Origin of the sequence: Halobacterium sp. MBLA0001 (assembly GCF_049705385.1) — an archaeon.
GTDB lineage: Archaea > Halobacteriota > Halobacteria > Halobacteriales > Halobacteriaceae > Halobacterium > Halobacterium salinarum.
In genome coordinates, this window is the sequence record NZ_JBNAMQ010000007.1 from 303754 (window position 1) to 319249 (window position 15496).

The window sequence follows — 15496 nt, forward strand, 5'->3', positions numbered from 1 at the left end:
TGTGTAAGCACCGGCGAGCGAGCGTCGAGACGGGGCGAGACGGGCGCGAACGGGTGGATAGTCGATACGTTCGCTGGGGTCGGCGGGGACTGTGGCGGCAGCGAGTGCGTACATTTAGGTTCGAGAGGGGTGCCATCGCGGCGCATGGGATTGGCGGAGATCGCCGACGGCATCACGACGACAACCACACAGCAGCGGGAACGCGGGGTGGCGAGCGTGGACCACACGCGGGCACCGCTGGCCGACCGATTGGGGACGTACGCCGACCGGCTGCCGTGTACGGCGGCGCAGGCGGCGGCCGTCGCCAAGCAACACGCCAGTGGCGCCGGCGAGCAGGCAGTGAGCGACGCCGTCGGCGTCCCGCCGACGACGGTGGCGAAATGCCTGCATCTGCTTGGCTTCGACGACGTGATGCCGCTATCGGAGCGACAGCGCGAGCCGGTGGCGGCGTGGCTCAAGGGGCAGCGAACGCGGGTCGATGCGGTGGCGGCGGCCGACGGAACCGAACGCGAATGCATGCTGGCCGCGTACATCATGACCCACGACAGCCTGCCCGGCGCTGCGGACGTGGTGGTGAGCGCACTGTCCCCCCAGCAGGACGCGATGGTGGCAAAACGGGACGCGCTGGCGGCGACGCTGCCGGGATCAGGTGAGGCGGGCGTGGACGGCGTCTAGGACCGACCCGGTGGAAAGCGACGCGGCGACCGCGGTGTCGAAGACGGCGTCGGCGAGGGCGGCAACCGCGGCGGTGAACGCGCCGGTGCCCGAAAGCGGGACTGGTGTGTCGGGGACGCCGGTGGTGGCGTGAGTCGGCACCGCGTGTGTGGCCGCCCGCGGTGTGTCGGCGGCGCGGTTGGCGACGACGTGGGTGCAGTCAGTGCCGATGTCGGCGAGCCGACCGCGGGCACGCTGGAGGGTGTCGACGCCGCGGTCACCGGGCGGAACGACCGCGACGACGGCGTCGGTGGCCGTGACGGCGGCGACCGCCTGGTTGGCGGCGATCGGCGGGGTGTCGACGAGCACGTAGTCGTGTGCGTCCGCGAGCGTGTCGACGACGCTGCCGAGGCGGGCGGCCGCCGCGGGTGTTTTCGCGGCGGCGATGCGCTCGAAGGCGGCGAACGCGGGGTAGGCCGTGAGGGCGGCGTCGGCGTCCGGGGCGATGGCGTACCGGGCGGCCGCCGGGGCCGCGTCTGTGGTGATGACGCGCGTGACGTCGGTCGTGATGCGGCCGGGAACGTGCTGTGCGAGGCCTTGGGTGGCGAACGCGGCGTCGAGAACCGCGACGTTTGCGCCAGTGCGTGCGAGGACAGCCCCCGTGGCGACGGCGAGCCGGGTGGCACCTGCGCCGCCGGCGGTTGCGGTCAGTGCGGCCGTCCTGGCTGGTGAGTCGGACACGGCCGGGACTGCCGCGCCATCGCATAAGAATGTCAGCGGGGGTCAGGCCAGGCGGTCGGTGATGTCCGCGGCGGTGGCGTCGAGGTCCGCGTCGGAGACGTCCGGACGGGTGCCCGCGGCGACGTGCAGCGGGCCGCCGTCGTCGTCGGCGAACCGCGGGATGATGTGGCCGTGGACGTGGGGGACCTCTTGGCCGGCGGCCGTGCCGTTGTTGAACCCGATCGTCGTGGCGTCGGCATCGACCGCGGCTTCGACCGTGGGCGCGAGCGCGTGCAGCGTCTCGAACACCGCGGTGGCGTCGTCGCCGGGCGTGTCCGCGAGCGTGGCGGCGTGGGTTTTCGGGATGACGAGCGTGTGGCCGGGCGCCATCGGCGTGGCGTCGAGGAACGCCAGCGTGTCGGCGTCCTCGTGGACGACGCGGGCGGGGATCTCGTCGGCGATGATCTGGCAGAAAACGCAGTCGTCGGACATGGCTGGTCGGACGCGCGGCACCCTCTTAAGCGTACGCGAGGTGTTACTCGATCAGCGGCAGCAGGATGCCGAACAGGAACGGGCAGACGACGATGCCGAGCACGCCGAGGATCTCCAGGTCGAACAGCATGGACGCCTCCCAGCCGGAAACCACGCCGGAGCCGAGGACCGTGCCCGCCGCTCCGACGCAGATCATCGCCGCGCTCGCCGCCGTCCCGTACTTCGCGAGGTCCGGGTAGTCGATGTTCGCTGTGTTACTCATACCGGGGGTGGGGCGTGGCCGATGGTAAGTCTTCCGTGTCGAACGGAAGGCATACAACGCGCAACTTCCTCACGGCGTGTATGATTGAATCCGTGCCGGAGCTGTTCGACCTCGTGACCGCACCGCTGTTGACGCTCGCGGGCACGACGCTGGTCGGTGGGGGGCTGTTCGCGGAGCTACAGAGCGCCACGGCGCTGGCCGGCGACGGCGGCAGCATGGTGTTCGGGCTGTGGCTCGCCGTGATGGGCGCAGTGGGCGTCATCGGCGGGGCGAAGGTCGTGCGCGACGCCGTCACCGGGCAGCTGTCGTAACCGGGACTGTACAACCGATTGTTCTTTGAGGTGCGAGCGGGACGGTACCCGTATGAGTGGATTCGGTGACGTGCCCGACCAGTACGATCCCGCGGGCGTCGAGGAGCGGGTGTTCTCGTACTGGGAGGCCGTCGACGCGTACGAGCAGACGGTGGATCATCGCGCCGACGCGGAGACGTTTTTCTTCGTTGACGGCCCGCCGTACACCAGCGGCGCGGCGCACATGGGCACCACCTGGAACAAGACGCTGAAGGACGCCTACATCCGCTACCACCGGATGCAGGGCTACGACGTAACCGATCGGCCGGGCTACGACATGCACGGCCTCCCGATCGAGACGAAAGTCGAGGAACAGCTGGGCTTCGAGTCGAAAAAGGACATCCAGGAGTTCGGCGAGGAGGCGTTCATCGAGGAGTGTAAGCGGTTCGCCGACGACAACCTCGACGGGCTGCAGTCGGACTTCCAGAGTTTCGGCGTCTGGATGGACTGGGACAACCCCTACAAGACCGTCGACCCGTCGTACATGGAGGCGGCGTGGTGGGCGTTCAGCGAGGTCCACGACAACGGCCTCGTCGAGCGCGGACAGCGCTCGATCAGCCAGTGCCCGCGCTGTGAGACCGCCATCGCGAACAACGAAGTGGAGTACGAGGACGTCACCGACCCCTCGATCTACGTCAGGTTCGACCTCGACGACCGCGAGGGCAGCCTGGTGGTGTGGACGACGACGCCGTGGACGATCCCCGCGAACCAGTTCGTCGCCGTCGACGAGGCCGGCGACTACCAGCAGGTGCGTGCGACGACGCCGGACGGCGAGACGGACGTCCTCTACGTCGCGTCGGAGTGCGTCGAGGACGTGCTGTCCGCGGGCGGCTACAGTGACCACGAGATCGTGGCCGACCACTCGGGCAGCGACCTGATCGGGTGGTCGTACACGCCACCGCTGGCGGACGCGGTGCCGGCGAACCCGACCGACGCCGACGGCACCCACGAGGTCTACCACGGCGACTGGGTGGAGGCCGACCGCACCGGCCTGGTGCATTCCGCGCCCGGCCACGGCGAGGAGGACTTCGAGCGCGGGGCGGAGCTGGACCTGCCGGTGTTCTGTCCGGTCGGCGAGGACGGCGTCTACACCGACGCGGGAGGCAAGTACGCGGGGGCGTTCGTGCGGGACGCCAACGACGACATCATCGCGGACCTCGAAGCGCGGGACGCGATGCTCGCCAGCCAGACCGTCGAGCACAGCTACGGCCACTGCTGGCGGTGTGACACCGGCATCATCCAGATCGTCACCGACCAGTGGTTCATCACGATCACGGACGTCAAAGACGAGTTGCTGGCGAACATGGACACCTCCGAGTGGCACCCCGAGTGGGCGCGCGACAACCGGTTCCGGGATTTCGTGGAGAACGCCCCGGACTGGAACGTCAGCCGGCAGCGCTACTGGGGGATTCCGGTCCCCATCTGGACGCCCGAGGACTGGAGCGGCGACGCCGAGGACGTGCTCGTGGTCGGCACCCGCGAGGAGCTCGCGGCGCTCGCCGACCAGGACGTCGACCCCGCGTCCGTGGACCTCCACAAGCCGACCGTCGACGACATCACGATCACCGAGGATGGCACCGAGTACACGCGCGTGCCGGACGTCTTCGACGTGTGGCTTGACTCCTCGGTGGCGTCCTGGGGCACCCTGAACTACCCCGAGCAGGAGGACGACTTCGACGAGCTGTGGCCGGCCGACCTCATCATGGAAGCCCACGATCAGACCCGCGGGTGGTTCTGGAGCCAACTGGGCATGGGGACCGCCGCGCTCGGCGACGTGCCCTACGAGGAGGTGTTGATGCACGGCTACGCGAACATGCCCGACGGCCGCGGCATGTCCAAATCGAAGGGCATCACGATCGAACCGAACGAGGTCATCGACGAGTACGGCGCGGACCCCATGCGGATGTTCCTGCTGTCGGTGACCCCGCAGGGCGACGACATGAGCTTCTCGTGGGACGAGACCGAGAACATGCAGCGGGACCTCAACATCCTCTGGAACGTGTTCCGGTTCCCCCGCCCGTACATGGCGCTCGACGACTTCGACGCCAACGTGCCGGCTGCGTTCGGCGGCGACGACGCCGGTGTTGGGATCGCCGACGCCGACCTGGAGACCGTCGACGAGTGGCTGCTGTCCCGGCTCCAGCACGTGAAAGCCGACGCCACCGCTCACTGGGAGGACTTCGAGCAACACCGCGCGCTGGACGCCGTCCTGGAGTTCGTCGTCGAAGACCTCTCACGGTATTACGTCCAGGTGGTGCGCGAACGCATGTGGGAGGACGACGCGTCGGCGTCGAAGACCGCGGCGTACGCCACCATGCAGCGCGTCCTGCTCGAAGTCGTGGCGCTGCTCGCGCCGTACGCGCCGTTCGTCACCGAGGAGCTGTACAGCCACCTCACCGGCGATCGGGGTTACGATACGGTGCACATGGCCGACTGGCCGACCGTCGAGGAGTCGCTGCGCGCGCCGGCCCTGGAGGCCGACGTGGCAGTGCTGCGCGCCGCCGAGGAGGCGGGCAGTCACGCCCGCCAGCAGGCCGGCCGGAAGCTGCGCTGGCCGGTCACGCGCGTCGTCGTGGACGCCGCCGAGGACAGCGTCGTGGACGCGCTCGACGCCCACGGCGACCTGCTCGCGGACCGCCTCAACACGCGCGCGGTCGAGGTCGTCGAACCCGGGGCGGCCTGGGACGAGCTGGCGTACAGCGCCCGCGCGGACATGAGCGAGCTCGGGCCGGCGTTCGGCGACGACGCCGGCGCGGTGATGAACGCGCTCAACGACGCCCACGTCACCGACAGGGACATCGACGCGCTCGCCGAGCAGGTCGCCGCCGACCTCGGGAGGGACGACATCGAGTTGACCACGGAGATGGTCGAGTTCGTCGAAGAGACGCCCGAGCACGTCGCCGGCGCGGCGTTCGAGACGGAGACGGCGGCGGGAACGGTCTACGTCGACACCGAGTTGAACGAGGACGTCGAGAGCGAGGGGTACGCTCGGGAGGTCGTGCGCCGCGTCCAGGAGATGCGCAAGGAGATGGACCTGGCGATGGACGCCGAGATCCGCCTGGACGTGCTCGTGTTCGACGAGCGCGTGGGCGAGCTGGTCGCGCGCCACGAGCCCCTCATCACAGCGGAGACGCGCGCCCGGGAGCTCGGGGAGGTCGAGGACGGCCACCGCGAGGAGTGGGACGTGGAAGGAACCACGATGATCCTGGAAGTCGAGGCGGTGTAGGCGGCCGCTCTTACCGTTTGACCGGAACGTTGCCGAACCGGACCGTGTGGCGAGTGAGCCGTTCGCCGCCGCCGTCGACGTAGTCGACGCCGACGATGGTCATCGTCGCGGGTGTTTCGCCGTCCGGCAGCGCGTACGTCGCCGACAGGGTGGCTGACTCGCCGACGCCGAGGCGGTCGGTGGCCGCGGTGCCGTCCACGCGGCTGCCGTTCTGGGTCGTGACGGTGCCCAACCGGAGTTCGTAGGGTCGGTCGCCGGTGTTTTCGACGGCGACCGTGAGTGCGAACCGCCAGCCGTCGGTGGCGGCGTGCACGGTGGCGTCCGAGAGCGTGGCGCTGCGGGCGGACGCCGCCAGCAGGTCGTCGCCAGTGCCGACGGGTGGTGGCCCGGAGGTGGTTGCGGTCGGGCCGGTGATCGTGGCGGCGTCGTCGCCGTCACCGTCACCGAACAGCCCCGATTTGAGGAGGCCGACGAGCGTGCCGCCTTCGATGACCACCGGGATGCCGAACCCGATGCCGACGAGCGCGCGGATCAGCCAGCGCCGCGGGACGCCGTCGTCGGTGTTGTCGGTGTCTGAATCAGCCATGAGTGAACAGGTGGGTGTGGGTTACACCGGGAAGCCGGGGCTGCCGGGGGCGAGAACGCCGTCGGCGAGCATGCCGTACAGCGGGAGCCCGTACGCGATGATCACGAGGACGACCGCGATGGCCGTCCAAACCTTGAGGTTGTCGAGGATGCGGGGGCTGTCGGCGGGGCCGGATAACGCCGACGGGATCGAACCGTTGACCGAGAGCCGCCCCATGCCGGGTCGTGACAGCCACGTGCCCACCATCACGGCCAGGAACAGCGCCAGCGAGACGAACAGCAGCGTGCCGCCGATCGCGATCTGGAGTTGCATCTCGCTGATGGTGCCGACCACCGGATCGAAGGGGGCCGCCCCCTCACCGCGGAACAGCGGCTTGGCGGTGCGCCGTGGCAGCCCGGCGAGGCCGCCGCGGTGCATGGCGTTCGACATCAGCGTCATGCCGATCACCCAGACGAACGGCTGGATGGCCGCCAGCGTCCGGTGTTGGAGGCGTTTGCCGGTGATCTGGGGGACCAGCCAGTACGCGACGCCCATCATGGTCAGGGCGAACGCGGTGCCGACGGTGAGGTGGAAGTGGCCCGGCACCCAGATGGTGTTGTGGATGAGGTAGTTGATGTTCATGCCGGCGTTGATCATGCCGGAGAACCCGCCGGCAGCGAACACGAGCCCGGCAAGCGCCATCGCCGAGAACGACGGCTTGCCCCAGGGGAGCGCGCGCAGCCAGCCGATGTAGCCGCTGCCGCCGCGCTGGCGGGCGCCGTGTTCCAGGGACGCCACGACCGTGAACGCGGTCAGCAGCGACGGTAACAGCAGCATGAAGGTGTTCGTCATCGCGATGAATTTGAACCCTTCAGCGATCCCGGGGTCGGTGTACTGGTGGTGGAAGCCGACCGGCGTCGACAGCAACACGAACAGCACGAAGACGACGCGTGCCAGCGGATCACTGAACAGTTTGCCGCCGGCGAGCTTCGGGAGGATGGTGTACCACGCCAGGTAGGCGGGCAGCAGCCAGAAGTAGACGACGGGGTGGCCGAAGTACCAGAACAGCGTGCGGGTCAACAGCGGGTCGACCTGGCTGATCCACCCCATCGACCACGGGATCAGGAACGCGACGACTTCGACGGCCACGCCGGCCGAGGAGAGATACCACATGACGAACGTCGCGAGCACCATGAACGTCTGGAGTGGGATGCGCTCGTCGGGGTTGTCCGCGCGCCACGCGCGATACGTCAGGAAGTAGTCGGCGCCGACGATCCAGGAGCCGACGATGAGCAGCGCCGCCCCGACGTAGAAGGCGGGGTGGGCTTGCAGCGGCGGATAGAACGTGTACAGCACGTTCGCGGAGCCAAAGGGCAGCTCCGGCGCGAACCCGTTGAGGATGGTGATGGCGGCCAGCGTGGTGCCGACGACCATCGAGATGAACCCCGTCCAGACGAGCCGTGGGTGCGAAAGCGGGCGGTCGAGGCTGCGTGTGACCGCCCACACGAAGAACCCACAGATCAGGAACGTGGTGAACACGAGCGCCAACAGCACGCCGTGGCCGGTCAACACCGTGTAGTACTGGGCGGCGTTGATCGGGAGCAGCGACCGGAGGTGCCCGGTGCGGTAGAGCGCTTGCACGAGGCCGAACAGGCCGCCGATGGCGAGCGCGACGAACCCAACGCCGAAATGCCATCTGACGAGCTTCGCTTCGGTCGGGAACTTGTCGATGAACGTCACGTATCAGTCACCTCGGATTGGTCGGCAGCCGCCTGCTGTGGGGGTGTGAACTCCGACTGCGGGACGACTTCGATGGAGCCCTCCATGGCGTGGTGGGCTGGCCCACAGTACTCGTGGCAGACGATGTGGTGTGTGCGGGCTTCGTCGAAGTTGACCGTGAGCTGTGCGACCTGCCCCGGGATCACCATGGTGTTGACGTTCGTGCCGACCAGCTCGAAGCCATGGGTGACGTCGCCGCTGGTGATATGGAACGTCACGTTCGTGTCCGCGGGCACGCGGATCGGCTCGCTCGTCCCGGGAGAGAACGCGAACTGTCTGGCTTCGACGTACACGTCGTAGCTGTCGTCGTCGGCCTGGTAGACGCCGGGGTCGCGGAAGTTGTCCGCGGCAGTCGGGTTGTCCGGGTTGACTGTGCCGCCGTCGTCGCCGACCATCGCAACGCCCGGGCCGAGTGAGCCGTAGACGATGGTTGCGATGAACGCAACGATGAGTACGAACGCCGCGCCGAGCCAGAGTTTTTCGAATCTGTGAATCCTCACGTGAGTCACCCCATGATCGTCGGTCCGTTCCCGAGGAACTCGATGAAGTACGTGAACGCCCACATCCCCACGAGAATGAGGAAGTAGACCGCAACGATGGAGAGCGTTCCAACCGGGTCGTACTCGTCGTGCCCGAGTTCGGTGTCGGGTTCGAAGGCGTCGGCCTCGGGGATCGCAGGTTGGTCGTCCGTGTCGCCGCCCGGCTCGTAGTCGAACGCCCCCGACGAGTCCGGGGCGGGCGTGCGCCGGTAGTAGCTCACCGCAACCGGGACCAGCATCGCAACCCCGACCGCGCCGGCGAACACGGCGGTCCAGAGGGTGCTGGCCGGAGAGACGCTGCTGCCGGCCGCCCCGCCGCCACCACCGCCAGTGGTGCCACCCGGGGGCGCGCCGACGACGATGGCGCCTTTCATCCCCATCGTGAGATGGGGGTTGCAGTAGTACGTGTACACGCCCGCCGTCTCGAACGTATGCGTGTGGGTGAACCCCTCGTTCTCGATGGGTTCGTGGCCGCCCCAGTCGGCGCCGTCGGGCTGGGATTGGACCAACACGTTGTGCGTGTTCGACGTCCACTTGAACGTCACCGTCGTGCCCGGATCGACCCGCACGGCTGCCGGCCCGAACCCGTACGTGCCGCCGTTGGCGTCAGCGCCGACCTCGACGGTCACCTCGTCGGTGCCGGTTTTGTCCGTGGTGTCGCCGGTGTAGTTCCCGGTCGCGCCGCCGTCGGCGCTTTTCGTGAACCAGTCGCCGTAGTCGGCCGCGACGGTCGGCTGATCGGAGCCGCCGCCACCGCCGCCGCCGCTGTCGCCGCCGACGACGATCGCGCCTTTCATCCCCATCGTGAGATGGGGGTTACAGTAGTACGTGTACACACCCTCGGTGTCGAACGTGTGGGTGTGCGTGAACCCCGTGTTCTCGATGGGGTCGTGGCCGCCCCAGTCGGCGCCGTCGGGCTGGGCGTCAATCAGGATGTTGTGCGTGTTCGACACCCACTCGAAGGACACCGTCGTGCCCGGGTCGACCCGCACGGCTGCCGGCCCGAACCCGTACGTGCCGCCGTTGGCGTCCACCCCAACGTCGATCGTGACCTCGTCAGTGCCGGTCCGGTCAACAGTCGTTCCGTCGTAGTTGCCGACGGCGCCGCCCTTGGCGTCGCCGGAGAACCATCCATCGTACGCTTGAGCCGCGGCCGCCCCGATCGCCGCCGTGCCGGCCGCGACCGCCGTCGCAGTGCCGGCAGCGGCGCGCAGGACGCCGCGGCGTGAGAGCGCTGTGTCATCTAGTCTGGTCATCGTATGCACCTCGCGTTGGTCCCGTCACCGCCACAGGCGGCAACGAGAGTGCGTTGGCACCGGGCAGCAGCCGTGGGACCGTGGCCGCCCTCCCCGTGTCCGTCCACGTCCCCGTATTTCGAAGGTGTCCTTTAGCAACGCTCGGTGATTCCAAGCGCGTAGGAATTCGTCAAAGCGTTTAGGGGCAGCGCTGGCAACGAGCGCGTATGAACGTGCGACCACAGGTTATTGCGACCGTGATGCCGCTGTTATCGCTGGTGCCGGTGGCATTGTACGCGGCCGGACAGAAAGCGATCGCGGCCGTCGCGCTCGGGAACGTTCTCATCGTCGCGGGGTGTCTGTACTACATGTTCTCGACCGCGGAAGCCGACGACGCCGGGCACGGCGTCGCACACTGACCGCACACCATGCCGGGCGCGGCCGTGGGCTGGTCCGCCGGCAGCATCGCCGAGACCGGAGCGGCGGCCACGCCCGACGCGGGGGTGGTCGTGTTCTTCGTGGTTGGGCTGCTCGGGGGCGCACACTGTCTGGGGATGTGTGGGCCGCTAGTGACGATGTACGCCGACCGCATCGGCACCGACGACCAGCGAGGCCCCTCGACGCGGGCGCTGCGCCAGCACGCCCTGTTCAACGGCGGCCGCACAGTGAGCTACGCGGCCGTCGGCGGCCTCATGGGTGCAGTTGGGGGCGTGCTCGTGGACGCCGGCGGGGTGCTTGCGGTGGCCCACCTCGTCCGGGGGGTGGCCGGCGTCGTCGCCGGCGCGGCCATCGTGGCCGCGGGCGTGGGGTACGCGGCCGGCGGCGGGTCGCGGCTGGCTGCGGGGGCGGTGCCCGGGCTGGGACGGGCGTTCAGCGCCGTCACCGGCCGCCTCACCGACCACGTCGACGACTGGGCGACCGGCCCCCGGATCGCGGTGTTGGGGGCTGCCCACGGCGCGCTGCCGTGTCCGCTGATCTACCCGGGATACGTGTACGCCGTTGCCACCGCCAGCCCCGTCGAGGGCGCGGCGGCGCTGGGCGCGCTGGGGCTCGGAACGTTCCCCACGCTGTTCGCGTACGGCACCGCCGTGGACGCCGTGAGCGCGACGACGCGGCGGCGGGTCCACCGCGCGCTCGGCGTCGCGTTCGTGGTCGCCGGCACCATCCCGCTGGCGAAGGGGTTGGCCGCGCTCGGCTGGCCGGTCCCGCAGGTGCCGTTGCCGATGCCGCCGCTGCCAACATAGCATGACACGAGACAGTTGCACGTTGTGTGGGTTGCCCACGCCGGAGCCGCCGGTCACCGGCGGAGACGACGTCGACGGCGCGTTCTGCTGTCGGGGCTGCATGGAGGTCGCGCGCACGCTCGAGGACCCGGCGGCCATGGACGCCGCCGGGGCCGCCGACAGCCTCGACACTGGCGCGGACACGACGGACGTGGACGGCGAGGCGGCGTTTCTCTCCGTGTCGGGGATGCATTGTGCGACCTGCGAGGCGTTCGTGGAGGCCCAGGCGACCGACACCGAGGGTGTGCGGGCGGCGTCCGCGAGCTACCCGACGGAGACGCTGAAAGTCACCTACGACCCCGAGACGGTCGACCGCGAGGCCGTCCGGGCGGCGGTCGACGGGCTGGGGTACAGCGCCACCGAGCGCGACGGCGACGCCGCCGCCGACGACGACGAGTCGGAAGTGGGGCGGCTGCTGGTCGGGGGCTTTTTCGGGATGATGACGATGCTGTGGTACGTCCTGTTTCTGTACCCCGCGTATCTGGACGTGCCGTCGGCCGCCCAGCTGCTCGACCTCGGGGGGCTGGCGGGCAGTTACCTGCTGGCGAACGTGTGGCTGATGGCGACCGTGGTGTTGGCGTACACCGGCTACCCGCTGTTCCGGGGGGCGTACGTGAGCCTGCGCGCCGGCCACCCGAACATGGATCTGCTGGTGGGGATCGCGGCGGGCGCGGCGTACGTCTTCAGCACGGCCACGATCCTGACCGGCGGCCGCGAGGTGTACTTCGACGTCGCCATCGTCGTGGTGCTTGCAGTCACCGTCGGGGATTACTACGAGGGGCGGGTGAAGCGCGCGGCCGCGGGCCGGCTGGCGGACCTCACCGAGGAGCGCGTCGACGACGCCACCCGCCGGCGCGCCGACGGCGCCACGGAGACGGTCGCCATCGAGGAGCTCCAGGCGGGCGACGAAGTGGTGGTCGGCACCGGCGAGCGCATCCCCGTCGACGGCGTCGTCACGTCCGGGTCGGCGACCGTCGACGAGTCGCTGGTGACCGGGGAGTCGACGCCCGTCGGGGCGACGCCGGGCGACGACGCCGTCGGCGGGGCTGTGGTCACCGACGGCCGCCTCGTCGTCGCGGTCGGCGACGACGCCGCAAGCACGCTCGACCGCGTCGTGCGCGTGCTCTGGGACGTGCAGAGCGCGCGGCCGGGCGTCCAGCGCCTCGTCGACCGCGTCGCCGCGGTGTTCGTGCCGCTGGTGGTTGTGCTCGCGGGGGTGGCCGGCGGCTGGCACCTGCTCGCGGGTGGTGCGGCGGCGAACGAGGCGTTGCTCGTCGGGCTGTCCGTGCTCGTGGTGTCGTGTCCGTGCGCGCTCGGGCTGGCGACCCCGCTGGCGGTCGCTCGTGGCGTCCAGGAGGCGCTCGACGGTGGCGTCGTGGTGACGGACGTGTCGGCGTTCGAGGCCGCGCCGGCGGTCGATACGGTGGTCTTCGACAAGACGGGAACGCTCACCACCGGCGAGATGCGCGTGCGGGACGTCGTCGGCGACGACGGCGTGCTCGCGCGGGCGGCCGCCGTCGAACAGTACGCCGACCACCCGGTGGCCGCCGCGATCACCGACGACGCCACGCCCGCCGGCGACATCGACGACTTCGAGCGCGTGCCCGGCCGCGGGGTCGCCGGCAGCCTGGCGGTTCGGCCCGACGGGGCGGCCGCGGCGGCGGACGCGCCCCGGGTGGTGGCCGGGAACCGCGCGCTGTTCGACGACCGCGGCTGGCGGGTCCCCGAGGCGTACGCCGAGCGCGCCGGCGACGCGCGGGCGAACGGCAACGTGCCCGTGTTCGTCGGGTGGGACGGCGAAGCCCGCGGGGTCGTGGTGGCCGGCGACCGGCCCCGCGACGAGTGGACGGACGTTGTCTCCACCCTGGACGCCGACGGCCGTGACGTGGTGGTTGTGACCGGCGACGACCCCGAAGCGGCCGCGCGGTTCCGCGACCACGACGCGATCGCGGCGGTGTTCGCGGGCGTCCCGCCGGAGGGCAAAACGGAGGCGGTGCGGTCGCTGCGGGCCGACGGCGACACCGTGGCGATGGTGGGCGACGGCGTCAACGACGCGCCCGCGCTGGCGGCGGCCGATCTGGGGGTGGCGCTGGACCACGCGGCGCTCGCCGCCGACGCCGCCGACGCCGTCGTGACCACCGAGGACCTCGGGGCCGTCCCACGGGTGTTCGCGCTGACGGACGCGACCAACGGCCGCATTCGCCAGAACCTCGCGTGGGCGTTCTGCTACAACGCCATCGCGGTCCCGCTGGCGGTTGCGGGCGTGTTGAACCCGCTGTTCGCGGCGGGCGCGATGACGGTGTCAAGTCTGCTGGTCGTCGGGAACTCCACGCGCTCGCTGCTGGACGACGGGGTGGCTGGCCCGTGAGCGGCGCGCTCACGGCCCGGCCGCGTCGCGGGACGGTCGGCGTGCTCGCAGCGCTCACGCTCGCTGAGCTCGCGGCGCTGGCGGCGTACCTGGCGTCGGTGCCGGTGGCGATCACCAGCAGCCGGTACCTCCTGTACCCGTTCGTGTGGCTGAACGTCGGCGCGATCGCCGTCTGGCGGGTTTCGCCCGGGCCGGCCGGCCGGCGGCGGCGCTGGCTCGCCGCGGGTGCCGGCGCGGCGTATTTCCTCGGGCTGGCGGCCGTCAGCGGCGTCGTGGCGGTGGGGACGGGCAGCGGCGTGACCGTCCACTGGGCGCTGCCGCCGGGGTGGGGACCGATGGTGATGGGGTACGTCGGCCCGCTACGGGTCGCCGCCGCCCCCTACCGGATCGGGGGGTATCTGGCGCTGGCGTATCTCGTGTACGCCACGCTGGCCGACGCCGAGGCGTCGCTTGTGGGCGGGCTCGTCGGGGTGTTCACCTGCGTGAGCTGCACGCTACCGGTGGTCGCGGCGGTCGTGTCCTCGCTCGCGGGCGGCGCGGTCGCGGTCGGCACGGCGTCGGCGCTGTCGTCCGACGCCGCGACGGCGGTGTTCGTGCTCGCGGTCGGGCTGCTCGCGTGGCGGCCGGACGCCGCCGTAGGGCGGTGGCTGCGCTGAGCGGGCGCGCTCAGAGGGCGTCAGCGATGGCGGGCGCGGCGGACACCTCGGAGACGGCGCACTCGATGGTGTCGGTGCCGTAGACGGCTTCGACGCCGGCGCGCGCGAGCTTCAGGCGGGCGTTGCCGGCGAGCAGCGGGTGGACGGTGGCGACGAACACGCGGGCGGGGTCGTCGAGCGCGGTGATGGCTTCGCTCATCGTGGTGCCGGTGGCGACGATGTCGTCGGTGACGACGACGTCGCGGCCGGCGGTCTGGATCTCACTGGGTTCGACGGTGACATCGCTACCGGAGTGTCTGACCTTCTGGAAGTGATCGGTGACGCCGGTGCCATAGGCGTCCCGAACGCTGGTGGCGAGATCGGTCGCGCCGTGGTCGGGGGAGAGGAACACGGGGTCGGTGAGATCCGCGGGCAGCGGCGCGGCGAGCTGTGGCGCGGCGTCGACGCCCGCGGCAGGCACGTCGAAACACTCCAGGACGCCGTCCTCGTGTGGGTTGACCGTGAGCACGCGGTCGGTGCCCGTGGAGATGGCGCGAGCGACCGCGCGCGCCGACACCGGCTGGCCGGGGTCGAAGGCGTCGTCCTGGCGGGCGTACCCCATGTACGGCAGGACGGTGATGATCTCGGACGCGCCGGCGTCGCGGGCGGCGTCCTGGAGTTGCAGCACCTCGATGTGGGCGTCGCTGGTCGGCGTGGACGCCACGATGACCGCGCGCTCGCCGTCGACGGCCGGGGGAACGGTCACCAGCTGCTCGCCGTCCGGGAACGAGTCGTAGGTCACATCGCCGAGCCGCTCGCCGGTTGCGGCGGCGAGCGCGGCCGCGAGTGACTGACTCGAGGACCCGCTGAGTAACATACGCGAGTGGACTCGGGCCGGCGGCTTACACGTTTCCTTTGGCTGCCTGCACGACCGCCGGGCGCGGGCTGCGCCGCGGTGTCGGTGCTTCGGCGTGGGTCTCTAATGGCGCGCTTGCCCCCCATGCGTTTCGGATCAGAAAACCGCGAACGAGCGGAGAGTAGTAGAACGTGGTACTCGTATGGGCGCGGAGGAAACGCGCGCGATCGTCGGAACCTGATGGTTGCGTCTGCCAGCGGCTGTGAACGTGCTTGAGCGAGATAGAGTAAGCGCAGCAAAAACGACAGCGTCGCTAATAACCGCACGTATGACAGAATCGCGGAGCCGTTCTCTTACGAAGGCGAGGAACGGGCCAACTCTGTTCGGGAGACTGGTGAGAGAACAACGAGCAGAGTGCGCTCGATACCGTAGACCATATCTTTGATGCGCGAGCAGATCAAATTGATGACTGAATTAACAAGGGTAGAGGCGTCATTTTCGGGTATCGGGATTCCGAAACGAAAGTAGGAAA

The 15496-nt window shown here is 70.0% G+C and carries 15 protein-coding genes; 7 read left to right on the forward strand and 8 right to left on the reverse strand.

Going from position 1 to position 15496, the window contains the following annotated elements; all coding sequences use genetic code 11:
• The first annotated feature begins 144 nt into the window (after positions 1-144).
• Complete coding sequence (locus ACOZ32_RS02810; RefSeq protein WP_136361565.1) at positions 145-675, forward strand: hypothetical protein; 531 nt, start codon at positions 145-147, stop codon at positions 673-675.
• On the opposite strand, the gene ACOZ32_RS02815 is transcribed toward ACOZ32_RS02810, so the two are convergent.
• Genes ACOZ32_RS02815 through ACOZ32_RS02825 form a run of 3 tightly spaced genes read right to left on the reverse strand, consistent with a single transcriptional unit; the run spans position 646 to position 2128 of the window.
• A complete protein-coding gene (locus tag ACOZ32_RS02815; protein WP_136361566.1) occupies positions 646-1395 on the reverse strand; it encodes an AAA family ATPase in 750 nt (249 codons plus the stop codon). The genes ACOZ32_RS02810 and ACOZ32_RS02815 overlap by 30 nt on opposite strands.
• Before the next feature lie 42 nt (positions 1396-1437).
• Complete coding sequence (locus ACOZ32_RS02820; RefSeq protein ID WP_010903622.1) at positions 1438-1866, reverse strand: HIT family protein; 429 nt, start codon at positions 1864-1866, stop codon at positions 1438-1440.
• Positions 1867-1909: 43 nt separating this feature from the next.
• Positions 1910-2128, reverse strand: a complete 219-nt coding sequence (locus tag ACOZ32_RS02825) for a hypothetical protein (RefSeq protein WP_010903623.1) — start codon at positions 2126-2128, stop codon at positions 1910-1912.
• A gap of 80 nt (positions 2129-2208) precedes the next feature.
• Between ACOZ32_RS02825 and ACOZ32_RS02830 the strand changes: the two genes are divergently transcribed.
• Positions 2209-2439 carry a hypothetical protein gene (locus ACOZ32_RS02830; RefSeq protein WP_010903624.1) on the forward strand — a complete coding sequence of 77 codons (231 nt, stop codon included), beginning with the start codon at positions 2209-2211 and terminating at the stop codon, positions 2437-2439.
• A gap of 52 nt (positions 2440-2491) precedes the next feature.
• Positions 2492-5704, forward strand: coding sequence for an isoleucine--tRNA ligase (ileS, locus tag ACOZ32_RS02835; RefSeq protein ID WP_424334908.1), 3213 nt, complete (start codon positions 2492-2494; stop codon positions 5702-5704).
• 10 nt (positions 5705-5714) lie between these two features.
• On the opposite strand, the gene ACOZ32_RS02840 is transcribed toward ileS, so the two are convergent.
• The 4 genes from ACOZ32_RS02840 to ACOZ32_RS02855 are packed head-to-tail and all read right to left on the reverse strand — an operon-like array spanning position 5715 to position 9843.
• A complete protein-coding gene (locus ACOZ32_RS02840) occupies positions 5715-6290 on the reverse strand; it encodes a hypothetical protein (RefSeq protein WP_010903626.1) in 576 nt (191 codons plus the stop codon).
• A 21-nt stretch (positions 6291-6311) separates the two neighbouring features.
• Positions 6312-8009, reverse strand: a complete 1698-nt coding sequence (locus ACOZ32_RS02845; RefSeq protein WP_010903627.1) for a b(o/a)3-type cytochrome-c oxidase subunit 1 — start codon at positions 8007-8009, stop codon at positions 6312-6314.
• On the reverse strand, positions 8006-8548 hold the full coding sequence (locus ACOZ32_RS02850; protein WP_285271473.1) for a cytochrome c oxidase subunit II: 543 nt from the start codon (positions 8546-8548) through the stop codon (positions 8006-8008). The genes ACOZ32_RS02845 and ACOZ32_RS02850 overlap by 4 nt, the downstream gene beginning before the upstream one ends.
• Before the next feature lie 5 nt (positions 8549-8553).
• Entirely contained in the window at positions 8554-9843 is a 1290-nt protein-coding gene (locus tag ACOZ32_RS02855) for a halocyanin domain-containing protein (protein WP_205251135.1), read from the reverse strand.
• Between the two features lie 206 nt (positions 9844-10049).
• Between ACOZ32_RS02855 and ACOZ32_RS02860 the strand changes: the two genes are divergently transcribed.
• Genes ACOZ32_RS02860 through ACOZ32_RS02875 form a run of 4 tightly spaced genes read left to right on the forward strand, consistent with a single transcriptional unit; the run spans position 10050 to position 14129 of the window.
• On the forward strand, positions 10050-10241 hold the full coding sequence (locus tag ACOZ32_RS02860) for a hypothetical protein (protein WP_010903630.1): 192 nt from the start codon (positions 10050-10052) through the stop codon (positions 10239-10241).
• A 9-nt stretch (positions 10242-10250) separates the two neighbouring features.
• On the forward strand, positions 10251-11066 hold the full coding sequence (locus ACOZ32_RS02865; RefSeq protein WP_229373370.1) for a sulfite exporter TauE/SafE family protein: 816 nt from the start codon (positions 10251-10253) through the stop codon (positions 11064-11066).
• Position 11067: 1 nt separating this feature from the next.
• On the forward strand, positions 11068-13473 hold the full coding sequence (locus ACOZ32_RS02870) for a heavy metal translocating P-type ATPase (RefSeq protein ID WP_424334909.1): 2406 nt from the start codon (positions 11068-11070) through the stop codon (positions 13471-13473).
• On the forward strand, positions 13470-14129 hold the full coding sequence (locus ACOZ32_RS02875; protein ID WP_205251137.1) for a DUF7546 family protein: 660 nt from the start codon (positions 13470-13472) through the stop codon (positions 14127-14129). The genes ACOZ32_RS02870 and ACOZ32_RS02875 overlap by 4 nt, the downstream gene beginning before the upstream one ends.
• Before the next feature lie 10 nt (positions 14130-14139).
• Here the strand turns inward: ACOZ32_RS02875 and ACOZ32_RS02880 are convergent, their stop codons facing one another.
• Complete coding sequence (locus ACOZ32_RS02880) at positions 14140-14985, reverse strand: ribose-phosphate pyrophosphokinase (RefSeq protein WP_205251138.1); 846 nt, start codon at positions 14983-14985, stop codon at positions 14140-14142.
• Between the last annotated feature and the right edge of the window lie 511 nt (positions 14986-15496).